Annotated in this window: 20 protein-coding genes and 6 pseudogenes; 17 read left to right on the top strand and 9 right to left on the bottom strand. The window is 66.5% G+C overall.

The features are described from left to right. Complete coding sequence (locus DEIGR_RS18705; protein WP_058979937.1) at window positions 1–873, top strand: Fic/DOC family protein; 873 nt, start codon at window positions 1–3, stop codon at window positions 871–873. A 45-nt stretch (window positions 874–918) separates the two neighbouring features. Here DEIGR_RS18705 and DEIGR_RS18700 read toward each other — a convergent pair whose 3' ends face one another. Both DEIGR_RS18700 and DEIGR_RS18695 read right to left on the bottom strand, forming a co-directional pair. Continuing rightward, complete coding sequence (locus DEIGR_RS18700; RefSeq protein WP_058979935.1) at window positions 919–1,536, bottom strand: Lrp/AsnC family transcriptional regulator; 618 nt, start codon at window positions 1,534–1,536, stop codon at window positions 919–921. Between the two features lie 17 nt (window positions 1,537–1,553). Beyond that, entirely contained in the window at window positions 1,554–2,507 is a 954-nt protein-coding gene (locus tag DEIGR_RS18695) for a WD40 repeat domain-containing protein (protein ID WP_058979933.1), read from the bottom strand. 790 nt (window positions 2,508–3,297) lie between these two features. Here DEIGR_RS18695 and DEIGR_RS18690 point away from each other — a divergent pair. From DEIGR_RS18690 to DEIGR_RS18645, 8 genes and pseudogenes are all read left to right on the top strand, one after another. Then, window positions 3,298–4,671: a PepSY-associated TM helix domain-containing protein gene (locus DEIGR_RS18690; RefSeq protein WP_083524333.1), complete on the top strand. Its 1,374-nt coding sequence runs from the start codon at window positions 3,298–3,300 to the stop codon at window positions 4,669–4,671. Next, window positions 4,668–4,895 (top strand): hypothetical protein, encoded by a 228-nt coding sequence (locus DEIGR_RS18685; RefSeq protein ID WP_058979929.1) that lies wholly within the window; start codon window positions 4,668–4,670, stop codon window positions 4,893–4,895. The genes DEIGR_RS18690 and DEIGR_RS18685 overlap by 4 nt, the downstream gene beginning before the upstream one ends. Window positions 4,896–4,978: 83 nt before the next feature. Further along, window positions 4,979–5,743 carry an MbnP family protein gene (locus tag DEIGR_RS18680; RefSeq protein ID WP_058979927.1) on the top strand — a complete coding sequence of 255 codons (765 nt, stop codon included), beginning with the start codon at window positions 4,979–4,981 and terminating at the stop codon, window positions 5,741–5,743. 80 nt (window positions 5,744–5,823) lie between these two features. After that, on the top strand, window positions 5,824–6,279 hold the full coding sequence (locus DEIGR_RS18675; protein ID WP_058979926.1) for a DUF1775 domain-containing protein: 456 nt from the start codon (window positions 5,824–5,826) through the stop codon (window positions 6,277–6,279). 47 nt (window positions 6,280–6,326) lie between these two features. Continuing rightward, window positions 6,327–6,725 (top strand): copper resistance CopC family protein, encoded by a 399-nt coding sequence (locus tag DEIGR_RS18670; RefSeq protein WP_058979924.1) that lies wholly within the window; start codon window positions 6,327–6,329, stop codon window positions 6,723–6,725. Window positions 6,726–6,792: 67 nt separating this feature from the next. Next, window positions 6,793–7,752: a cytochrome-c peroxidase gene (locus DEIGR_RS18665; RefSeq protein ID WP_160329973.1), complete on the top strand. Its 960-nt coding sequence runs from the start codon at window positions 6,793–6,795 to the stop codon at window positions 7,750–7,752. Then, window positions 7,749–8,156 carry a hypothetical protein gene (locus DEIGR_RS18660; protein WP_058979921.1) on the top strand — a complete coding sequence of 136 codons (408 nt, stop codon included), beginning with the start codon at window positions 7,749–7,751 and terminating at the stop codon, window positions 8,154–8,156. The genes DEIGR_RS18665 and DEIGR_RS18660 overlap by 4 nt, the downstream gene beginning before the upstream one ends. Before the next feature lie 333 nt (window positions 8,157–8,489). Next, window positions 8,490–9,700, top strand: a pseudogene (locus DEIGR_RS18645) (IS3 family transposase). Window positions 9,701–9,716: 16 nt separating this feature from the next. On the opposite strand, the pseudogene DEIGR_RS21415 reads toward DEIGR_RS18645, so the two are convergent. The 5 genes and pseudogenes from DEIGR_RS21415 to DEIGR_RS18625 form a co-directional block, all read right to left on the bottom strand. Next, window positions 9,717–10,262 (bottom strand): annotated as a pseudogene (locus tag DEIGR_RS21415) (DUF6444 domain-containing protein); the annotation flags it as partial. A 754-nt stretch (window positions 10,263–11,016) separates the two neighbouring features. Beyond that, entirely contained in the window at window positions 11,017–12,381 is a 1,365-nt protein-coding gene (gene tnpC, locus DEIGR_RS18640; protein ID WP_058979917.1) for an IS66 family transposase, read from the bottom strand. A gap of 212 nt (window positions 12,382–12,593) precedes the next feature. Then, on the bottom strand, window positions 12,594–13,529 hold the full coding sequence (locus DEIGR_RS18635) for a tyrosine-type recombinase/integrase (RefSeq protein WP_236704984.1): 936 nt from the start codon (window positions 13,527–13,529) through the stop codon (window positions 12,594–12,596). A 13-nt stretch (window positions 13,530–13,542) separates the two neighbouring features. Beyond that, window positions 13,543–13,893 carry a type II toxin-antitoxin system PemK/MazF family toxin gene (locus DEIGR_RS18630; protein ID WP_058979913.1) on the bottom strand — a complete coding sequence of 117 codons (351 nt, stop codon included), beginning with the start codon at window positions 13,891–13,893 and terminating at the stop codon, window positions 13,543–13,545. Continuing rightward, window positions 13,880–14,128 carry a ribbon-helix-helix domain-containing protein gene (locus DEIGR_RS18625; RefSeq protein ID WP_058979912.1) on the bottom strand — a complete coding sequence of 83 codons (249 nt, stop codon included), beginning with the start codon at window positions 14,126–14,128 and terminating at the stop codon, window positions 13,880–13,882. Before DEIGR_RS18625 ends, DEIGR_RS18630 begins: the two co-directional genes overlap by 14 nt. A 125-nt stretch (window positions 14,129–14,253) precedes the next feature. On the opposite strand from DEIGR_RS18625, the gene DEIGR_RS21660 reads away from it, so the two are divergent. From DEIGR_RS21660 to DEIGR_RS18600, 6 genes and pseudogenes are all read left to right on the top strand, one after another. Next, window positions 14,254–14,475 (top strand): AbrB/MazE/SpoVT family DNA-binding domain-containing protein, encoded by a 222-nt coding sequence (locus DEIGR_RS21660; RefSeq protein WP_083524331.1) that lies wholly within the window; start codon window positions 14,254–14,256, stop codon window positions 14,473–14,475. After that, window positions 14,468–14,842, top strand: coding sequence for a PIN domain-containing protein (locus DEIGR_RS18620; RefSeq protein WP_058979910.1), 375 nt, complete (start codon window positions 14,468–14,470; stop codon window positions 14,840–14,842). Before DEIGR_RS21660 ends, DEIGR_RS18620 begins: the two co-directional genes overlap by 8 nt. Before the next feature lie 188 nt (window positions 14,843–15,030). Then, on the top strand, window positions 15,031–15,528 hold the full coding sequence (locus DEIGR_RS18615) for a hypothetical protein (protein ID WP_058979908.1): 498 nt from the start codon (window positions 15,031–15,033) through the stop codon (window positions 15,526–15,528). Beyond that, complete coding sequence (locus DEIGR_RS18610; protein WP_083524330.1) at window positions 15,498–16,613, top strand: acyltransferase family protein; 1,116 nt, start codon at window positions 15,498–15,500, stop codon at window positions 16,611–16,613. The genes DEIGR_RS18615 and DEIGR_RS18610 overlap by 31 nt, the downstream gene beginning before the upstream one ends. Before the next feature lie 81 nt (window positions 16,614–16,694). After that, window positions 16,695–16,823, top strand: a complete 129-nt coding sequence (locus DEIGR_RS21545; protein WP_269083815.1) for a hypothetical protein — start codon at window positions 16,695–16,697, stop codon at window positions 16,821–16,823. Between the two features lie 461 nt (window positions 16,824–17,284). Continuing rightward, window positions 17,285–18,495 (top strand): annotated as a pseudogene (locus DEIGR_RS18600) (IS3 family transposase). Between the two features lie 26 nt (window positions 18,496–18,521). On the opposite strand, the pseudogene DEIGR_RS21680 reads toward DEIGR_RS18600, so the two are convergent. After that, window positions 18,522–18,707, bottom strand: a pseudogene (locus DEIGR_RS21680) (hypothetical protein); the annotation flags it as partial. A gap of 254 nt (window positions 18,708–18,961) precedes the next feature. On the opposite strand from DEIGR_RS21680, the gene DEIGR_RS18595 reads away from it, so the two are divergent. Together DEIGR_RS18595 and DEIGR_RS20105 are read left to right on the top strand one after the other, a co-directional pair. Next, on the top strand, window positions 18,962–19,453 hold the full coding sequence (locus DEIGR_RS18595; RefSeq protein WP_058979904.1) for a hypothetical protein: 492 nt from the start codon (window positions 18,962–18,964) through the stop codon (window positions 19,451–19,453). 89 nt (window positions 19,454–19,542) lie between these two features. Then, window positions 19,543–19,911: pseudogene (locus tag DEIGR_RS20105) on the top strand (IS4 family transposase); the annotation flags it as partial. Between the two features lie 15 nt (window positions 19,912–19,926). On the opposite strand, the pseudogene DEIGR_RS20100 reads toward DEIGR_RS20105, so the two are convergent. Further along, a pseudogene (locus DEIGR_RS20100) lies at window positions 19,927–20,905 on the bottom strand (IS630 family transposase); the annotation flags it as partial. Window position 20,906 lies beyond the last annotated feature (1 nt).

The following is a 20,906-nucleotide window of genomic DNA, read 5'->3' as shown; positions in this document are numbered from 1 at the left end:
GTGGCCGATCCTTACCTCCAGGAGAACGGCACCTTCAAAAACCGCCTGGGCATCACGGACGCCGCCGAGCTACAGGCCCGCGAGACAGCCATCAGCAGTGTGCGTCTGGCCCAGATGCAGCAGCTGGAGCGGCCGGTGGGCCGCTTTGATCTGCACCACCTGCGCGAGATCCACCGCCGTGCGTTCGGCGACGTGTACGAGTGGGCCGGGAAGACCCGCGGGGAGTGGACCACCATCGAGGGCGAGCGATTCATGCCCCCTGCAGGGCTGATGAAGGGCGGGACCCGCTTTGCGGATGGCCCCATGGTTGAGCCCTTCCTGCGCGACACCTTCCGCCAGCTGGAGCGAGACGACCAGCTGCGCGGCCTGTCCCGGCCGGAGTTCGCGGGGAAGGCCGCTGAGCTGATGGGGGACATGAATGCCGCCCACCCCTTCCGCGAAGGAAACGGCCGCACGCAACGCGAGTTCATGCGTGAGCTGGGGGTGGAAGCGGGCCACCAGCTGAACTTCTCGGTGGTGAGCCAGGCACGCATGATTCAGGTCAGCATCGAATCCGCGCGGGGGGACAACGAGGGCCTGCGCCGGATGCTGCTGGAGATCAGCGACCGCCAGGCGGTCAGGGCCTTGCAGCAGGCCGAACAGGCTCTGGAGAAGCGCGGGCACGACTGGAATGGGCTCTATGTGGCCATCACGACCAAAGGCCAGCAGTACGCCGGCGAAGTAGCCTGGAAGGGGCGTGAGCTGTCCGCCGTGCAGGACGGAAACCGTGTGATCGTGGCGCCGACGCGCGAGCTGGGGCGCGGCGTGCAGGAAGGACAGACAGTGCAGTTCACCGCGAGCGGGCGCGTGCAGGGGATGGATCTGGAGCGGTAATTCGGGTCTCTTCGACTGGCTTGCCGTCTGTGCAGAGCTGTTCTTTCACGGGGACGCCGGGTACAGCGTGAGGCCCAGCAGGTGCGCCGCGCCGGGCCGCTGCCGGGCCGCGTAGCGGGCGTAGACGTCCAGCAGTTCGGCCTGCAGGGCCTTGGCGTCCTCGGCACTCAGGGTCAGGGTGCTGCTGACGTCCACCACCGCCGGGGCCTGCCGGTCCCGCAGGTCGTCCATGGTCGCGCCGCGCTGCTCCGGCCGGGCCAGTTCGGCCACCAGGTCCGGTGTGCCCGCCGTGACGCGCAGCCCCCACCCGCCCCCGGCGAGCAGCGCGGCCCTCACGCGCCGCACCTGCGCCAGGAAGGCGTCCTCATCCGGATGCAGCAGGGTGTCCGGCCCGCCGGGCACCTGCAGGCCCGGCACGAACACCGGCAGCGGCAGTCGGTACACCGCCTGCGTCCGCCCGCGCCGCGTGCGCCGACCCGCCGCGACCAGCACCCCCGCCTGCACGGCGCGCCGCGCGCGGTACCGCACGGTCTCCAGCGGCAGGTTCAGCGCGCGGGCCGCGTCGGCGATCACCTGCCCGTCCCCCTGGAAGGCCGCCAGGATGCGCCGCGTGTGCGGGTCGGTGAGCAGCCGGGCGGCCAGGGCCGAGTCGAGGACGATCACGCCTTCACGCTACCCGGTCAGCGGACCTGTGTAGGCAGCGTCCAGGCGCGCACGGTGCCGTCCGCCCCGGCCGTCAGCGCCCGCCCGTCCGGCAGGACGAGGACGTGCCAGAGCTCCCCGCTGACCTGCGCCTGCCCGACCAGTTGCCCGGCGGCTGTCCAGGCGTTCACGCGGCCCGTTTCGCCCACCGCGACGACCTGCGCGCCGTCCGGCGTGAAGGCCGCCCAGCGGGTGTCCTCGCCGCCCGTGAGGGTGCGGCGCAGGTGGCCGGTCGCGGCGTCACGCAGCAGGACCCGCCCGTCCTGATGCGCGCTGGCCAGGGTGAGCCCGTCCGGGGAGAGGCTCAGGCCGTTCACCTCGTCCAGGCCGTAATAGGCGCGGCGGGTGTGCATGGCGGGGACGTTCTGCTGCCGCCAGCGGACCCGGCCGGTGGCGGCGTCCAGCGCGTACGTGGCGCTGTCCTCCTGTCCGGTGCTGAGAAACAGCGTCCGGCCGTCCAGACTCCAGGCGGCGGCCATGACGTCGCCGCGCAGCTGGCCGCGCGGCCCGCCGGGCGTGACCTGCCAGTGCCCGCCCGCGTCGCCCAGTGCGAGTCGCTGGCCGTCCGGGTGCCACGCGAGGGCGAACACCCGCCCGCCGGGCGAGTCGAGCGTGCGTGGTGGGCGGTTCAGGTCGTCCCAGACGGTCACGCCGCGGCTCATGTCGGCGGCGGCCAGTCGGCCCGCGCGGCTGAAGGTCGCGCCCCACCCGCCGCCGTCACTGCCGGGCAGGACACCCAGGGGGCGGAGCGTTCTGGGGTCGAGGCGCTGCACGTCGCTGGCCGTGCCGACCACGAGGGTGCGGCCATCGGCGCTCAGGGCGACGCTCTGGGCGGGCGCGCCGACGTCTACCTGCCCAGCCGGGGGCAAGGGGGGCACTGGGGAAGGGGCAGCGAGACTCAGGCCGAGCAGCAGTGGGAACAGGACGCGCATGGCTTCAGCGTGCGGCGGATGAACCGGAATGGACAGAGGCATTCTCCGGTTGTCCTGAGCTGCGTCGACAGTTGTGATCCCATCCACCTGGAAAGGCCGATCTGACACTGCCTCCCGAACTGCTGACGACGCGCACCTTGCTCACCCGAATGCTCCTCCGGCGCCACCCACCTGTTTCTCAAGTCCTCGACAGGACATTCTCACCTGTTTCGCACGGTACTATCCCTGCGATGCTCCGCCGCGCCAGCACCCAGTCCCTCACGGTTTCCGCCGTGGGCCGCTGGGTGCTGGCGCTGCTGACCCTCCTCGCGGCCCTGGCCCACCTCACCCGCAGCCCCGCTGCCGGTGGACTGGGCCTCTCCCTCACCACCCTGGCGTCCACGACCGCGCCGTCACATGCCACGTTGACAGAGAGGCACGCGGCCGCTCACGCCCCCGTCATGCCCGACGGCATGAGTGACATGCCAGATGCCTCCAGCCCGGCCCCTCATGCCGGTCATGGTACCGGGCCGAGTCTGACGGACGCCGCACCCAACGCGCCCCCAGCTCACGACCACCACCACTCGGACGCGCACTGCCCCTTCTGTTTCACGGCCGCTTTTGCCCTTGAAGCCGAAACTGTCACCGCGCGTGCCGATAACAGCCCAGCTGGACCTACACCGACCAACGTCCCCCTGACGTTGGCGCTTGCCATTGTCCGGCACGCGGACCCCCGCGCGCCCCCCACCTCCAGAACAGCACACGTCTCTTCCCTCACGTTCTGACTTCTGGAGGTTCCCTCTTGACGACGATGCCCTCGCCGTCTCCGTCCCGGCCCATGGCGCTCTACCGCGCCGCGTGGCGCTGGCACTTCTACGCTGGCGTGTTCGTCACGCCCTTCCTGCTCCTCCTCGCCCTGACCGGCCTGGTCATGCTGTTCGCCCCGCAGATCGAGCGCCTGCAGTACCGCGCCTTCCTCACCGTCACGCCCGGCCAGACCGCCCTCTCCCTCGACCGGCAGATAGATGCCGTGCGGCCGCTCTACCCGGCCGGAGAGGTCACCCGCGTCCGGCCCCCCGCATCCCCCACCCAGAGCACCCAGGTCGCCGTCACCACCCAGGGCCGTGACCTGACCGTGTACGTCAACCCGTACACCGCGCAGGTCCTCGGACAGGTCGATCAGGCCAGCCGGGTCAACACGGTCGCCGAGAAGATCCACGGCACCCTCCTGCTCGGTGACACCGGAGACCGCATCCTGGAACTCGCCAGCGGCTGGGCACTCGTCCTGACTGCCACGGGCCTCTTCCTGTGGTGGCCCCGGCCCGTGAAAGGCCGCCGTGCCTGGCGCGCCGCCTTCATCCCGCAGCGCGCCCCCGGCCGGGCCGGCTGGAAGCACCTGCATGCCACCCTGGGCTTCTGGGTGGCGGGCATTCTGGTGTTCTTCCTGCTGACTGGCATGGCCTGGACCGGCGTGTGGGGCGGGAAGATCGTGCAGGCCTGGAACACCTTCCCCGCTCTGGTCTACGGCGCCCCCAAGAGCACGCTGCCCACCGCCACCCTGAACCGCGAAGGGGAAAAGGCCGTGCCATGGAACCTCGAGCAGACCCCACTCCCCACCTCCGGTTCCGGTGCAGGCACCCCCGGCGTGACCGGACCCGTCACCCTGGACGCCGTGAACCGCTACGCGGCCGCGCAACTCCCCAGCTACTGGATCGCACTGCCCGGCAGCCGGGACGGCGTGTACACGATCAGTGCCAGCACCATGAGCGGCGACCTGACCGACGCGCGCCGCGACCTGACCCTGCACCTCGACCAATACAGCGGCCGGGAACTTGCCCGCGTCGGCTGGAATGAGTACAGCCTGGGCGCCAAGGGCATGGCCGCCGGTATCGCCCTGCACCAAGGCCGGCACGGCCCGCTGAACTACGCCCTGGCCCTGCTGTCCTGCGCGGTGATCGCGTTCCTGTGCGTGAGTGGCGTCGTGATGTGGTGGCTGCGCCGACCCGCCGCGGCCCGCCGCCTGCACGCGCCGCCCATGCCCAACCCGGTGATCTGGAAAGGTGGCGTGGCGATCATGGCCGCGCTGGGCATCGCGTTCCCCCTGGTCGGGGTGAGTCTCGTCGCGGTGCTGCTGCTGGACCTGCTGCTGCGCCGCCTGCCTGCCGTGAAGGCGGTCCTGTCGTGACCGCCCAGCACCGGAATACCCGCGCCGTGCAGGTGTGGCTGCTGGGCTTCGGGCTGCTGGCCGCGCTGCCCGTCCCCCTGTCGGCCCTGGTTGCCCGGCAGAGCGCTGGACGCCCCCTGAGCGTCTCCTGCTCCGCCACGCATCCATGCCCGCTGGTCATCCATATCCCGGGACAGCCCCTGTCGGCGCTGCCCATGCGCGAGATCACCTCCCCGCGCCCGTGATCCGGCTCCTCTCCCGCTCATCCCGACGTCACCCTCATCTCGTCTCTTCCGGCCTGCCCTGCAGGTCCCCCAAGGAGTTCACCATGCGCACCCTGATCCGACTGACGGCCCTGACCGCTGCCCTGACCGGCACCACCCTCGCCGCGCCCTTCGCCCTGAACCTGAACGTCCTGAACGGCGACCGGCCCTTCACCGGCCAGCTCACCACCCAGGCCGGACAGGTCATCACCACCACCCTCTGGCAGCTGTACATCAGCAACGTTGCCCTCGTCAGAGACGACGGCACCGAACTGCCTGTGCCCGGCCTCACCCTGCTGCAACTGGGCGGCACGAACCCCACCCAGAACGTCCCGGTCCTCAAAGCTGACGTGCCGGCCGGGACGTACCGGGGCGTGCGCTTCGACGTGGGCGTCCCGCGCGCCCTGAACCACCTGGACGCCAGCACCCAGCAGGCCCCGCTGGGCCTGGACGTCGGCATGTTCTGGGCGTGGAACCCCGGGTACATCTTCAGCCGCTTCGAAGGCAAGGCGCAGGTGGGCGGTCAGACCCGCGACGTGGCCCTGCACATGGGGGCCGATACCCGCCGCCTGACCGTGAGTCTGGGTGACCCCATGAAGCCCGGCACGATCCAGATCAAGGACAGCGGCGCGCCCGTGACGGTGAACCTGAACGCCGCGCGGATGGTCGCTGCCGGGGTGGGCACTGAGAAGTTCGACCTGAGCGACGCGAAGTACACGCAGGTGCACGGCGGCCCGGTGGCCGATCAGATCTACCTGAACCTGGGTACGGCGTTCAGCCTGGCGGGCACGGCACCCACGGCAGGCATGAGCATGCCCGGCCAGAAGTAAGTCAGACACTGAACAGTCCCAGTCATTCGCCCTCATCCGGGTGGAGCGCAGCGCTCCACCCACCCTCAAGGAGACGCCCCATGAAGACCCTGATTCGTTCCGCCCTGACCCTGACCGCCGCCGTTCTGATCTCCGTCGCGAGTGCCCACGCGACCGTCCGCACCGAAACGGGCCTGTCGGAGAGCAAGGTGGGCGCCAGTGAGACCTACCGCCTGAACGTCCCCACCGAGAAGGAGATCGCCACCACCCAGATCCGCCTCGTGGTGCCCGCCGGGGTCGTGATCAGCCGCTTCCAGGTCACGCCCGGCTTCACGCGCACCGTGAAGAAGGATGCGAACGGTCTCGTGACCGAGATCGTCTGGACGGGCCGCGTGGCGCCCATGGAGTACGCCCGCTTCTTCTTCCAGGCGAAGAACCCGGCGGCGGCGGGTGAGGTCGTGTGGAAGATCTACCAGACGTACAGCGACGGCAGCGTCGTCGCGTGGGACGACACGAACCCCGCCGAGGGCCCGGCCAGCAAGACCACCGTCAAGTAACCCGCACTCCGGGGCAGGCCCCGGCCTGCCCCGACCTGAGGTGCCCCATGAAGAAGATCCTGATGCTCCTGACTGCCCTGACGCTCTCCACGGCGACCGCGCACACGGCCGTATCCTCCATCACGCCGTCACTGAACGCCGTGGTGGCCGCGCCCAGGGCCGTGCAACTCAAGTTCAGCGAGCCCATCAAGCTGCGCTTCAGTACGTTCCGGGTGATGGCCATCCCGGCCGGGCAGAGCGTGGAGGCGGCTGCGAAGCTGGCGCTGGCGGAGAAGGCCGACTCGGGCCGACTGGTAAGCCTGCCCCTGAGTGCCACCATCACGGCCGCGCAACTGAGCATCGCGCTGAAAGCGAACCTGAAGTCCGGCCAGTACGTGATCGCCTGGAAGATCCTCTCGGAGGACGGGCATCCTGTCACCGGCCAGAGCACCTTCCGCATAAAATGACCGAATCCACACCCGTACACTGCGCGCTGGCGGCGCTCTTCGAGCGAGGTGAAGTATGCACTGGCCCGTGACCGCACTAATCGTGCTCACCACGGCTGCCGCTGCCAGTTCGGCCCTCGCGCCGCTGCCTCCCGGTCCACCCTCGAACCCGACCACACCTGAGAAGGTCGCGCTGGGCCGCGCCCTGTTCTTCGACCCTATCCTCAGCCGGGATCGCACGGTGTCCTGCGCGTCCTGTCACGACCCCGCGCGGGCCTTCACCGCGCCGCAGGCCGTCAGTTCCGGCGTGGGGGGGCGCCTGGGAAAACGCAACGCCAGCACCCTGATCAACGTGGGGGACCGCAAGGCCCTCACCTGGGCGGGCGCGTCCCCGAACCTGGAGGTGCAGGCCATGATTCCCCTGCAGGATCACGCGGAACTCGACATGACCCCCGACCTGCTCCGCGAGCGCCTCACGGCAGACCCGGTGTACGCCGCGCAGTTCCGCGCGGCGTTTGGGGAAGCGCCCACGGTCCAGCGCCTCGTGCAGGCCCTCGCAGCGTTCCAGCGCACGCTCACCAGCCGCGGCAGTCCCTTTGACCGGTATCAGGCGGGGGACGCCAGCGCCCTGAGTGCCGCGCAGGTGCGCGGCCTGGACCTGTTCTTCGACAAGGCCGAGTGTTTCCACTGCCACACCGGGCGGGACTTCACGGACGGGCTGGCGCACAACAACGCCATGCGGGTGTTCAACCCGGACCTCGGGCTGGCCGACCGGACCGAGCAGGAGAGTGACGTGGGCCGCTTCGTGACGCCCACCCTGCGGAACGTCGCGCTGACCGGCCCGTACCTGCACGACGGGAGCCGCGCGACCCTGCGGGAGGTGCTGGAGACGTACAACGACGGCGGGGAACCCAACCCGAACGCGGATCCGCTGATCCACCCGCTGGGCCTGACGGACGCGGAGCTGGATGACCTGGAAGCCTTCCTGCACGCTCTGACGGATGAGAGCGTCGCGCGGAATCCGGCGTTCCACCCGGAGCGGCCATGAGGCGCGCCCTGACCACGCTGCTGGTCCTGTGGAGCCTGACGGGGCCAGGTGGAGCGGGGGCGCACGAGACGCAGTCGGCCGGGGCGGTGCAGGTGACGTTTGCGACAGACGCGGAGGACACCCTCAGCACGCAGGGCCCGACGCTGCTGCGGTTCACGCTCACGAAGAATGGCGCGGCGTTGCCGGGCTGCCGGTGCCGCGTGCTGGTGTACAGCGGCGTGCCGTCGGCGCGGGTGGCGCCGCTCATGGACGTGCGGCTGGAGGCGCTGCAGCAGGGCGCGGTGAGCGGAGCGGTACCGCAGGTGGCGGCGGGGGCGTACACGGTGGTGCTGGATGGGCGGCCGGTCACGTTTGGCGACTTCGATGCGTTCCGCCTGCGGTACACCCTCGGCACGTCACCGTAAGCATCACCTGGACGGCGTCCGCGTGCCCTGTCCGGTCGGCCAGTTCTGCCTGGTCAACTGGACAGGGCACTGCGCCAGCTGGCGACTCCCACGGCGCGGCTGTGGCGCGCATGCTGCGGACATGCGGCCGCTCGTGTACTCCCCTTGTCGGTGGCGGGGGTATCAGTCCAACCATCCAGGTCTGGTGCGCGGTCTGCTGATCGCCCAGGCCGCCCCGCTGATCTGGGCGGTGCTGTTCCTGCCGGACACGCCCCCGATCCCTGCGATGTGTCAGGTGAACTGGATAGAGTTTGGTGGAGGGTAAGTTCAGTGTGATCCACACTGGAGGACAGAATGTCCGTACCCAAGCAGCAATTCACCGCTGAGTTCAAACAAGAAGCCGTCCGGTTGGTTCGCACGACCGGAAAGAGTTGCGCCCAGATTGCCCGCGATCTCGGCGTTCCCCCTCACTACGTCGTCCGGTGGAAGCAGCAGCAGGACACCCAGACGGCCTCCGGCCGCCCAGCCTTCACCGGGCGGGGAATCCCCGCCCTTTCACCACAGGAGGCTCGCCTTAAGGAACTGGAGCGGGAGCTGGAAATTGCACGACAGGAACGGGATATCCTGAAAAAAGCGCTGGCCTGTCTTGGCCAGAACAGCACCCGTATGGGGCTTGGCCGCTTCTTCGCCAAGCAACCCTGATCTTCAGGTTCATCGAGCGGCACCACGACGAGTTTCCAGTCGAGCTGATGTGCCGGATTCTGGACGTGAGCATCAGCGGGTACTACGCTGCGCGGGGAAGGCCGGAGAGCAAGAGGATCTCAAAAGACCGCGTGCTGATCGAGAAAATCAGGACCAGCTTCGAGGAAAGCCGGGGAACATACGGGGCGCTGCGCATCCAAGCCGACCTGAAGGCACAGGGAGAGCAGGTCAGTCGTCAGCGGATCAGGCGGCTCATGCGACAAGCACAGCTTGTCGCGCGTGGAAAGCGGAAGTTCCGGACGACGACGAAGGCGAAATCTTCGCGCCCAGTCGCAGAAAACATTCTTGATCGGGTGTTCACTGCGGACGGCCCGAATCAGAAGTGGGTCACGGACATCACGTATGTCCCCACCCGTGAAGGCTGGTTGTACCTGGCGACGGTCATGGACCTGTACTCGAGGAAAATTGTCGGCTGGGCGCTGAATGAGCGACTTCAGACGCCGCTGGTCACAGCGGCGTTGGAGATGGCGGTGGCTCGTCGGAACCCACCAGGCGGACTCCTGCATCATTCGGATCGAGGGAGCCAGTATACGAGCGATGTGTACCAGCAGGCGCTGGACAGATTGCAGGCCGTTCAGAGTATGAGCGAGGCAGGAGAATGCTGGGATAACGCTGTCCAGGAAAGCTTTTTTGCGACATTGAAGACGGAGATGGGGCTTGGCGAAGCGCAGTGGGACCGTGCCCAGACACGGACAGAGGTGTTCGAGTGGATTGAAGTGTTCTATAACCGTCGCCGTCGTCACTCGTCGTTGGGGTATCAGTCACCGACGGCCTTCGAGGAGCAGGCTTACATCCTGAACTGAGGCTCCACCAAACCCTTGACAGATCACTGGTGCGTTCGAGGGGCACGAAGTGCGCCACGTTCAGATACACCGTCAAGGCGTGGACCCGTGGACCGTATTGCACCTGAGCCGTGACGTGCGTGGGGAAGGGTGCTCGCTGCCGGGAACGACATCCAGGGCAGATCTTGACGTCGGCGCGGTATTCGGTGACCTGAAGGTGGAGGTCGGGGAGGTCATGAACCTGTCGAGCGACCTGGGTGTCGACTGGAACGTCATCCCAGGCCTGCCCGCAGGTGCAGTGTCCCGTCACCGGGAGATCGACGATGACGTCGGGATGCGCGGACATCTTGAGGGTCTTGCCGGGGTGATCGGGTTGAGCGCCAGAAGACCGGCCGGTCTTCTGGCGCTCACTCTTGGGCTGCCAGGGCTTGTCCTGACTGGGAGGCTGACTGGATGTGGTGCTGTTTCGGGCCAGTTGAGCTTTGATGGTGCGAAGTTCAGTCAGCACCTCAGCGAGCTGGGCTTCGAGTTCACGGACGCGTGCCTCGAGTCGTTTGCAGTTTGGGCAGGGGACCTCGCTGATGGTCCACCTTACCCAATCGACTCCGGAAAATCACCCTGCTGAGCAGTTACGTTTTCGAAAGTGAAGTCGCAGACGCGACGTCTGGAAGCACGGTCGAAAACGACCGTCAGTGAAGCGATCCGGGTGGCGTTGGAAGCCGTCCGCCCAAAAGATTGCGCTGGCTGGTTTCAGCATTGTCTTTTCCCTCAATGCCTCTGAAAACCGCTGTGAGACCACTTGCACGGCCCTGCGGCTCTCCAATTCGCACGTGCTGCAGCCAACAGCTGGCCCCTGGCATGAATGCCAGGGGCCGAGCGTTGATCAGGTTGTTTGCCGCTGTTGAGCACGGGTGCACCACGATTCAGGCTGGCGCCGCTGTGGGAATCCGTGTTGCTCGGCGGCAGGTACGCGCGCATCTGCCACTGGTCTGTTTCCAGCGCCGCTTCCACGTCCTGCAGCAGGTTAGAGATGGGCGGCGGGCGTCGGCGCATTTCCCCTGGCCAGATGGACAGGAAGCAAGTCAACTGGCGACTTCCGGCACGAGGGTCCAGCCGCGCATCCTCATCCCATGACGCCTCCCGTGGTCTTTCCACACAGCTGGCAGTTGGCTGGACGGGGACATCCTGTGGGGCACCAGGCCGGCCGCTGGCGCTGGATTCTTGCGCTGCTCCCCCCGCTTGTGGCCTGGGCCGCGCTGCGCCCACCCGACCCGAACCGGGCCAGGATGACCCGCGTTCTGGACCACTGCGTCTCGGCAGTGGCCACTCGTACGTGATTAGCGACGCAGGTTGATCAGGACATCGACGGGGTCCTGACCGCGCAACCGCGCGGTCTCCACCGTCGACTTGATCCGCATGTACGTCTGTGCACCCAGCGCGTTCTTGCTGCACTGCGAGACCTTGCGCGCGATCACCACCGACCGCAGGCTCCGTTCCGCCGCGTTGTTCGTCGGCGGGATATCCGGGTCTACTAGGAACCGCAGCAACCGGCCCTGCCGGTACTGCTTGAGCAACCCCAGTCGTAGCCGTTCGTTCCCCGGGGTCTTCAGTGGGCGCCGGTCGAGTAAGGCGTCCAGACGCAGGGTGAGTGCCTCACCCTGCTGTCGGTACTCATCCAGGCTGCATCCTCCACGACGGTGCTGGGCATGCAGCGCCATCAATGCTCGGCACACCTCGGCCAAGCGCTGCCCATACTCCCGGCCCCGTCCCCGCTTCCCCTGAGCCTGCTCACTCACCGTCTGGACGTTGCGCAGGACGTGAGCCAGACATTTTTGCTGCTGGACCCCTGCCAGGGTGTGACTGTCATAGACCTTGAAGCGGTCGCACACCAGGACTCCACCAAAGGCGTTGCCGAGCACTGCACGCAACTCGACGTTGGTGTGCTGGAGATTCGCTCGGAACAGCACCGTCTCGGCCGAGCGGAAGGTGCTCACCCAGGCCTGTGTCGCGTTCACTCGCCAGCCCGTGTCGTCGTGGTGGACATAGGGAGCTGCGCGCAGCTCCCGTTCCAGGGACTCGACATGTGTCGCCAGCGGACGTCCATCACGTGCCAGGCGCTGGGCGGCCTGGGTGATGGCCCCCTGGGACACCCGGATGCCGGTGGTCAGTCCCAGCACCCGTGGAATGCGGCGCTGTGGGAGACCAACCTCGTGGTGCAGCGCCTGAATGGTGGCCGCCAGTCGGGGACCACATCGGTGTCCCGTCGCCCCACGTTGGTCCGGTTGGAGGTCGGGATGCGCGCCACGTACGGTCTGCCCGCACTGCGGGCAGACCATCACCGGCACGTGGTAGGCCGTGATCTGCACGGTCTGAGCGGGCAGGTCACTGATCCAGGCGCGGTCGTGACGCTTGAAGATCAACTCGCCGACGTAGCCACAGGCCGTGCAGGTGTTGGGCGCCGGGACGTCGATCACGACGTCCTCCTGCTCGGGAGCAGGAGGACGCTTGTATGTGAAGACGCCTTCCCCAGCGCGACGACCTGCGGTTTTCGGGTGGGCTTTCCGACTTCCCCGGCTATGAGGGGCGGCATACTTGCGTTGCTGACGCTCCAACTGCTCGATGCGCTTCTGAAGCTGTTCGATCTGCTCCGCCTGCTTGCGGATGATCTCGTAGAGATCCTGTTCCGTCAGCGGGGTGGCCATGCGGCTCATCCTAGCGAATGTGACGATGCTGTCCGGCTCGCGGGGTCGCTAATCAGATACGGCCACTCAACCCGGCATTGACGGGTACCGCCTGATCCCGTCCAGTCGAGTCACGCAGCGCGACCACACGACCCTTGACTTCAGCGCCCGGCGCAGCAGCCCACAGGGCTGGAATGCGGGCAAACTCAACTTCTGGCGTAGTCATACAGAATTCAGTGCTGGCGCATGTGGTCTTTAAGCCGGTCATCGGCCCATTTGCCGTAGGTGCGCGCGGTCTGCACGTCACTGTGGCCCAGGTGTTCGGCCACGTCCTGGAGTTGGAAGCCAGCCCGAACCAGGCGCGTGCCCGCAGTATGCCGCAGGGCGTGCAGGCCCAGGTACGGGACCCCTACCCGCTTGCAGAGCGTCCGGAGCCGGGCGCGGGCGGCCTCCGGCGTTCGGCCGATCACCAAGGCGTCCGGCGCCTGTACGCCCAGCTCCCGCAAATCCTCAAGGAGAGAGGCGGACAGTAGCACCCGGCGCGTCTTGCCGCCCTTGCCGTTCACCACGGTCAGCGCACCCCCATCGAGGTCCACAGCGCCCCAGGTCAGGCCCGTGATTTCCGATGCACGCAGCCCGGCAATGCCCCCCAGCCGCAGGAGCACCCGCATCTCTATGGGAGCCGCGTCGAGCAGCTGCTGCACGTCGGCGTCCGGGTAGGGTTGCCGCTTGTCCCAGGGGCGGCGTTTATCTTTCCTGGGCTTGGTGTCGGTAAAGGGCGTGTCCTTGGTGGCCTTGGCCCAGCGCAGAGCGGCGTACAGGGCCCGCGCTCCGGCGAGCAGGACACCGACGCTAGCCGGAGACTTGCCCGCGGCCTCCAGGGAGCGTACCCACAGATCCGTGTCTTCGCCCTCTGGATGCAAGACCTTCACAGCCTGGTCAGCGGCGTACGCCAGCCAGGTTCTCGCGCCGAGGCGGTACTTGCGCAGGGTCTCCGGACTGACGTGCCCGTGGGTGTGGACGTGGTGTGCTTCCAGGAGGTCGAGGAGGGTAGCGGTGTCCTGACTGGCGACGGCCGCCATTGCCCGGCGGCGGCGTTCCTCTGGCGGCAGCGCGGCCCAGGCCCGGGACGGCGCAAGTGGTCCGTGCCGGTAGAGATCCAGCGTCATGGGTGGACGCGACTCACAGCGACAGGTGCAGGCGCAGGGCCGCGTCCAGTTGCCCCATCAGGGCCGCTGGAACGGTTCCGACGGGCGCTGGCCCCAGGCGGCTGAAACTGATGGTGCGGATCTGCTCGGCCTGGGCCTTGCTGTCCTGATCCAGTCCGGTCTGCTGGGCGGGCAGCAGGACCTGGAAGTCGTAGACCCGGGTGACGTTGGAGGTCAGCGGCACGACGGTGATGGCGCCGGCCCCGAGGCGGTTGACGGTGCGGTTGAGGCTGTTGGCGCTGACGATGACCACGGGGCGGCGTTTGTTGGCTTCGCTGGCGCGCGCGGGGTCCAGGTCAGCGATATAGATGTCACCGCGCTGCACTGCTCTCCTCCTGCAGGCCGTCGGCGGCCACGTGGTCCCAGAGGTCCGCCTCGCCACTGCCCTGCCACTCGCTCAGAGCGGCGGCGTACTGGGTTTCGAGTTCCTGATCCCGCAGGAGGGTCAGGGCCTGGGCGACCACTTCAGAGCGGGAGCGCAACTGGTGTGTTTCCTGGTAGTGCGCCATGAACTCCAGCAGTGAAGCGTCGAGACTCACACTCATCTTCCCAACAGTCATGCGAAAATTATATCGTACTTCTGGTAGGAAAAACTGTGAGGCGTCTGCAATCTATGCTTTCTGGTAACTCCGATTACCGGAAAGGTGCTCATTTTTTGGGACACCTGAGCTGATAAAGTGTCCCTATGTCAGATAGTGGCCCAAGGGGTCAAGAAGTTCACAGCGCGAGCCTAGGGCCAAAGTACCGGGTGATTGTGCCCAAAGCTATTCGTGAAGTCCTCAATGTGGGGGAGGGGGACACACTGCTCTTCGTGGTGGAGAACGGAAACGTACAGGTCACTTCCCGCGCGCAGATGATCCAGGCTCTACACGGGAGCACGCCTGACGAGGAGAACACCGATGAGTAAGCTGGCCGACGCCGCAGCGCTTCGGGCCTACCTCACCGGAGGCACTGGGGCAGAGGCGGTCCGCGCCGCGCTCTCCGAAGGACAGGTGCAGGTGAGCAGCGTCACCGCGGCCGCCGTGGTGAGCCGGTACCCCACCGGCAGTGCAGGCGCCAAGAAAGCCACGCTGCTCCTGCAGAGCCTGGTGCATCTGGTGCCGTTTACCCCAGACGACGCCCTGCGCGCACCAGGAGCGCCGGACGTGGAAGGCGCAGCGGTCCTGGCCACTGCCCGCCGCCTGAACTTGACGGTCCTCACCCCCCGCGCCGAGCTGGCCGCCGCCGCCGAAGCGGCGGGGCTCCCCGCGACCCTGATTGGAGGTGCCCCATGACGAGCAGCGCCCGTCCCCGTGCCCGCGTGAAAGCCGCTTCGCCCGCCGCCCCAACCGACCAGCCCGCACCTGCTCAGGCGCAGCCACCGAAGGAAACGCAGCCGGTTCGTGCGCCCGAGCCTCAAGCCACTCCACCGGCTGCGCCAACGCCATCTGCCCGCACCCAGCGGCGGAGCGAGCGACCCGACGTGCTGGCCCAGGCCGCGCAGCATGATCACGTCGCCGTGACGGCCGCCGAGGTGCTGCACCAGGAAGATGGCGAGCTGATGTTCACGGCCAAAGACGCCCGCTGGCCTGTGCACCCCGCTCCTGGCCTGACGGTGCCGGAGGCCGGCCCCGTGGCGCAGGCCCTACTGTGGCCCCGCACCGATGAGACGGGACTGGTCACGACCTGGACGCTGGGGCGAGCGAAGGCGGAGGGCAAGGCCGCCAGTGTCGGCGCGCTCCGGGCCTGCGGCACCCTGACCGGGCGACGCGGGGAGACGTTCACCCTTCGGGTCACGCCCAGTAAGGCGGGCAGTGAGCCCTTTGAGGTGACCTTCCGCGCCACGGGCCGCCTGGTGGCGGCCCTGCCGAAAGCGGGCGGGCGTCTGGTCGTGCACGGCCGGGTCGTGGACGGCACGCTGCACGCGGTGAGGTTCCATCCGGAGCAGGCGTGGACGCCGAGGGAGCCGCAGCCCGAGTGACGGCCGCGACCGCCCCGGCCCTGCCGGTGATGCCGTCGGCGGCTCCAGCGCAGGCGTACGTCCCGGCTTTTGATGGGTTGCGCGGGGTGCTGGCGCTGGGCGTGGTGCTGTCGCACTTCACGCTGATGACCGTCAACCCCTTCGATGACCCGACCCGCCCGCTCGCCGTATGGGAGCACCTGTGCTGGTACCTGGGCGCACCGGCCGTTGATGCCTTCTTTGTGCTGAGCGGGTGGGTGGTGGCGGGCAGTTACCTGCGGCACCGCAGCGTCTGGACGTTCTACCTGGCCCGGCTGCGCCGCCTGTACCCGCTCGCGCTGCTGGGCGCGCTGCTGGGCTTGCTGGTGGCGCGGCCCCTGATGAGCCTGATTCCCACCTCGGCGACTGAGCATGGCCTGCTGGCGTACCTGCGCCTGCCGCTGAGCGGGCCCGACGTGTGGGGCAGCCTCAGCATGGGCCTGCTGGGGCAGTACCGGGCCGCGCGGATCTCCCCGCCGCTGTGGTCCCTGGCGGTCGAGGTATACGCGTCCCTGCTCACGCCGCTGCTCGTGCTGGGTGCGCGGCGGTGGGGCTGGGCGGCGCTGTGGGTGAGTCTGCCGGTGTGCCTCGCGCTGTCGTCGGTCTTCACGGCGTTCGTCTACCTGCCGCTGTTCCTGCTGGGTACGCTCCTGGTGCTGGCGCCGCTGCCGGGCATGACGCCCAGGACCCGCCAGGCGGCGCGAGGCATGGCGCTGTTCGGGGGCGCGCTGCTGTTCTCCCGGCACCTGACGGGCGTGAATCACGACCTGATGCGGTGGGGCGCTGCGGTGGGGGCCGCGCTGCTGCTGCTGGGCCTGCGGGGCCTTGATCCAGCGTGGCTGCGGAGCCGCGCGGCGCAGTGGCTGGGGCAACGCAGCTACGCGCTGTATGCCACGCACTTCCCGGTCCTGATGGTGGGGTTCGCGTTCCTGAGCCCTGTGCTGGGTCCAGCCTGGAGTGCGGCCGCCCTGGTGCCCGCAGCGCTCCTGTTGGCTGATCTGGCCCAGCGAGGAGCGGACAGGCTGTCGGGCGCCTGGAAATCTCGAAGTGGAGAAGAGATAGGGTAAAACCTTATCTGTGCCGAAACCTGTCCTGCCGCCGTGCAGGCCCAGTTGCGGCGCCTCGCGGTGTGGCGGGCTGAGGACAGCGTGGCGCCTGAACCGGGCCTGTGGCCCCCAGAGCGCTTTGTGTCGATCATCGAAGAAGGCCTGCTGTTCGGCCAACTGCACGAGAAGGTCACGCGCATCGAGGTGACGTACCGCCACGCAGTGGCCTGAACTTCAGGCGCAGCTGGTAGCAGCCCACGCGGAGAAGATGGTCTAACTCCAGGCGCTGGGCCTCAGGGTAACGGACGTGTCCGGCAGAGTGCAATCTGTCCTCTCCGTGGAGGATCAACGTAGCCAGCGCTTCACCGTGCGCCCCCGCACGGGGCGAGCGTGCTACCTCTATGCCAGCACGAGCGAGGGCGAACTTCGGCGGCATGTGCGGGTGAGTGTGGTGGTGCGCATCCTGATGAGCGACGGGCGAGAAGAGCACCCGTCAAGGGCTTCACGGTGGGACGCGCTGACTACGGGTGTTCTGGCAGGGAGGCTCGAGGTGCTGGGCTTGGGCAAACACCTCCTATTGGCTTGTCAGCAATGGTCTGTCACGATGCACCGAAAAAGCAGAGCAGGTCTGTCGTGAACTGGATAGAGTTTGGTGGAGGGTAAGTTCAGTGTGATCCACACTGGAGGACAGAATGTCCGTACCCAAGCAGCAATTCACCGCTGAGTTCAAACAAGAAGCCGTCCGGTTGGTTCGCACGACCGGAAAGAGTTGCGCCCAGATTGCCCGCGATCTCGGCGTTCCCCCTCACTACGTCGTCCGGTGGAAGCAGCAGCAGGACACCCAGACGGCCTCCGGCCGCCCAGCCTTCACCGGGCGGGGAATCCCCGCCCTTTCACCACAGGAGGCTCGCCTTAAGGAACTGGAGCGGGAGCTGGAAATTGCACGACAGGAACGGGATATCCTGAAAAAAGCGCTGGCCTGTCTTGGCCAGAACAGCACCCGTATGGGGCTTGGCCGCTTCTTCGCCAAGCAACCCTGATCTTCAGGTTCATCGAGCGGCACCACGACGAGTTTCCAGTCGAGCTGATGTGCCGGATTCTGGACGTGAGCATCAGCGGGTACTACGCTGCGCGGGGAAGGCCGGAGAGCAAGAGGATCTCAAAAGACCGCGTGCTGATCGAGAAAATCAGGACCAGCTTCGAGGAAAGCCGGGGAACATACGGGGCGCTGCGCATCCAAGCCGACCTGAAGGCACAGGGAGAGCAGGTCAGTCGTCAGCGGATCAGGCGGCTCATGCGACAAGCACAGCTTGTCGCGCGTGGAAAGCGGAAGTTCCGGACGACGACGAAGGCGAAATCTTCGCGCCCAGTCGCAGAAAACATTCTTGATCGGGTGTTCACTGCGGACGGCCCGAATCAGAAGTGGGTCACGGACATCACGTATGTCCCCACCCGTGAAGGCTGGTTGTACCTGGCGACGGTCATGGACCTGTACTCGAGGAAAATTGTCGGCTGGGCGCTGAATGAGCGACTTCAGACGCCGCTGGTCACAGCGGCGTTGGAGATGGCGGTGGCTCGTCGGAACCCACCAGGCGGACTCCTGCATCATTCGGATCGAGGGAGCCAGTATACGAGCGATGTGTACCAGCAGGCGCTGGACAGATTGCAGGCCGTTCAGAGTATGAGCGAGGCAGGAGAATGCTGGGATAACGCTGTCCAGGAAAGCTTTTTTGCGACATTGAAGACGGAGATGGGGCTTGGCGAAGCGCAGTGGGACCGTGCCCAGACACGGACAGAGGTGTTCGAGTGGATTGAAGTGTTCTATAACCGTCGCCGTCGTCACTCGTCGTTGGGGTATCAGTCACCGACGGCCTTCGAGGAGCAGGCTTACATCCTGAACTGAGGCTCCACCAAACCCTTGACAGATCAGGCAACCACGCCCGATTTTGTGTCCAAGACGAAGCATACTCTCGATCGATTCTCGCCTTGGCCTACACGCCCTAGGAGCACTTCGGCAAGACGACGGAGCGCGTCCGTACGGCGGTGTGGCCAACGAGTGTGTAAGTAGGTGGCCAACGTGTCAGCATGGAAGCGGGCAGTATCGGGGCTCGTCACAGACCCAGATACCGCCCTTTGTCATGTCGAACTGCGTTCAGGACGCCATTTCTCGTGAAGTGTCAGGTGCTGAGGAAGTGCTGCCTGAACTTCGGGTCGGAGGGCAACAATTTGGTCGTAGCTGGCGTCAAGCTGCTGCTGCGTGATTTCAGCAGTGGGAGCTTCGACCATATCTTGCGATTCTCAGCACCTGACACTTTGGGAAACTGACGTGCTGGCGGTCGGAAGGACAGCCTTGTGCTCTCCTGATCACCATGACGGACAATGCGCTCGTAGATGTGTTGTTGATGGCCCGGCAGGAGAATCGCCTGGGCTGGTTCACGGCCACCATGGACGCATGGTCAGACAAGACCCGTGCTGGGGTGTTGGATGCGGTGTTCGGGCGCTTGTCGACCGCCGAGCCAGAGCTGCAGATCATGCTGTATCAGGTGGGCCGGGCCGTGGTCGCTGAACGGCCTGCACCCTTTGCAAATCGAGTGCTGGCTGCTGGCGGGCCGGACGCCCTCCTGACTGAGGTCTGCTGGTCGATTGATGGGTGGGCAGACGCGGCGTCGGTCCCTCTGTTGATGGCACTGGTCCGTTCCGATCGGGGGATTGGGGTGGAGCGACAGGCATTGCTGACCCTGCTTCAAACGCGGGATGCAGGTGTGCCGTCGATGTTGGCTGAGGTGGCCGCCTGGAAACTGGACTCGCCTGAGGGAAAGGAACTGGTGACCTTCATCCGCGAACTTCGGCGGAACACCTGAGCAGGAAGGGCGATCCTCAGCACCTGACACTTCACGAGAAATGGCGTCCTGAACGCAGTTCGACATGACAAAGGGCGGTATCTGGGTCTGTGACGAGCCCCGATACTGCCCGCTTCCATGCTGACACGTTGGCCACCTACTTACACACTCGTTGGCCACACCGCCGTACGGACGCGCTCCGTCGTCTTGCCGAAGTGCTCCTAGCCGTGCTCCAGGCCGAGTCCACACTTCACCGCAAGATCGCGCTTCATCTCCCCAGATCAGCCACGTTGGAATCAAAAACCCGGACGGTGGCCCGCGTGTTTCACGACGCTCAGCTCACGCCGCAGGACGTCACAGACGTCCTGCTTCCCTTGCTGCCCGACGGCAAGCTCACCCTGATCATGGACCGCACCACGTGGCACTACGGCCAGACGCCGCTGAACATCCTCGTCTTGGGCGTTCTGCTCGGGGCGGCATAAATTCGCATTCATGAGCTGATGAGGCAAGTCGATATACCGAACCCGCTGCCAAGCCGTCACAAGCTTTGCTTTCAGCTCCGAGACCGAGCGGGCACAGAAGTTCCCCAGCATATTGCGCTTCACATACGCCCACACCAGCTCGATCGGGTTCAACTCCGGCGCATAGGGTGGCAAAAACACCAGCGACAGGCGTTCGTGGAGACCCACGAACGCCTGTGTTGCCTTCGCCCGGTGGATCCCGGCGTTATCCAGCACCACCACGATCTCCCCCTGAACGTGGCGGAGCAGGTGCTGGAAGAATCGGATGACGTCCCCACTCCGAATCGCCCCAGACTTCGTCTGCTGGAAGAACCGCCCATCCGACGTGATCGCACCGATGGTCGAGAGTTTCTCCCAATTGGCCGGGAGCGTGACCAGGGGCGTCACGCCCCTGGTCCACCACGTGCGCCGTCGTACGCCTTTCAGTGAGAACCCGACCTCATCCAGATACACCAGGGTCGCGCCCTCAGCGACCTTTTTTTCCCAACTCCGGTGCGACCTGTTCTTTCCAGGACGCGATCCGGAGTTCATTGCGCTCTGCCGCCCGCCCATCCGGCATTTGCGGCGTGAAACCCAACTGGCGAAGGATTTTTCGGACGTGGTCGTGGTGATACCACACGTCAAAGTGACGTCCGATCAGATCAGTGACCCGACGTGTCGTCCACGTCGGATCAGGGAACCCGTGGTGCACCGCACCCTCCCGCAGGAAGGTGCGCAATTGTTCGTGTTGTGCCGCTGTGAGCCGCGAGGTTGCGCCACTGGCAATGGTGGCTTTCAAGCCACCATTGCGTCGTAGTCGTGCTTTCCAGGTGTAGACCGTATGGACGGAGACACCGAAGTGATTCGCAATCTCTTGGTTCCGATGGCTTCCGCGTTCAATCCATGCGAGAGCGGCGAGGCGGCGCTCCTCGAGTTGAGCGCGGGAGTAGTGGGTCGGTTGCCAACCGGGCATG

It is taken from the genome of Deinococcus grandis (assembly GCF_001485435.1).
Taxonomy (GTDB): Bacteria; Deinococcota; Deinococci; order Deinococcales; family Deinococcaceae; genus Deinococcus; species Deinococcus grandis.
This window is presented reverse-complemented; position numbering and strand designations above follow the sequence as displayed.

Bases quoted from the DNA above. Each gene is read 5' to 3' on its own strand.
- DEIGR_RS18695 (WP_058979933.1), bottom strand. From the start codon at position 2,507: ATGCGCGTCCTGTTCCCACTGCTGCTCGGCCTGAGTCTCGCTGCCCCT.
- DEIGR_RS18690 (WP_083524333.1), top strand. From the start codon at position 3,298: ATGCCCTCGCCGTCTCCGTCCCGGCCCATGGCGCTCTACCGCGCCGCG.
- DEIGR_RS18680 (WP_058979927.1), top strand. From the start codon at position 4,979: ATGCGCACCCTGATCCGACTGACGGCCCTGACCGCTGCCCTGACCGGC.
- DEIGR_RS18675 (WP_058979926.1), top strand. From the start codon at position 5,824: ATGAAGACCCTGATTCGTTCCGCCCTGACCCTGACCGCCGCCGTTCTG.
- DEIGR_RS18670 (WP_058979924.1), top strand. From the start codon at position 6,327: ATGAAGAAGATCCTGATGCTCCTGACTGCCCTGACGCTCTCCACGGCG.
- DEIGR_RS18660 (WP_058979921.1), top strand. From the start codon at position 7,749: ATGAGGCGCGCCCTGACCACGCTGCTGGTCCTGTGGAGCCTGACGGGG.
- tnpC (WP_058979917.1), bottom strand. From the start codon at position 12,381: ATGGCCACCCCGCTGACGGAACAGGATCTCTACGAGATCATCCGCAAG.
- DEIGR_RS18635 (WP_236704984.1), bottom strand. From the start codon at position 13,529: ATGACGCTGGATCTCTACCGGCACGGACCACTTGCGCCGTCCCGGGCC.
- DEIGR_RS18625 (WP_058979912.1), bottom strand. From the start codon at position 14,128: ATGACTGTTGGGAAGATGAGTGTGAGTCTCGACGCTTCACTGCTGGAG.
- DEIGR_RS21660 (WP_083524331.1), top strand. From the start codon at position 14,254: ATGTCAGATAGTGGCCCAAGGGGTCAAGAAGTTCACAGCGCGAGCCTA.
- DEIGR_RS18620 (WP_058979910.1), top strand. From the start codon at position 14,468: ATGAGTAAGCTGGCCGACGCCGCAGCGCTTCGGGCCTACCTCACCGGA.
- DEIGR_RS18595 (WP_058979904.1), top strand. From the start codon at position 18,962: ATGACGGACAATGCGCTCGTAGATGTGTTGTTGATGGCCCGGCAGGAG.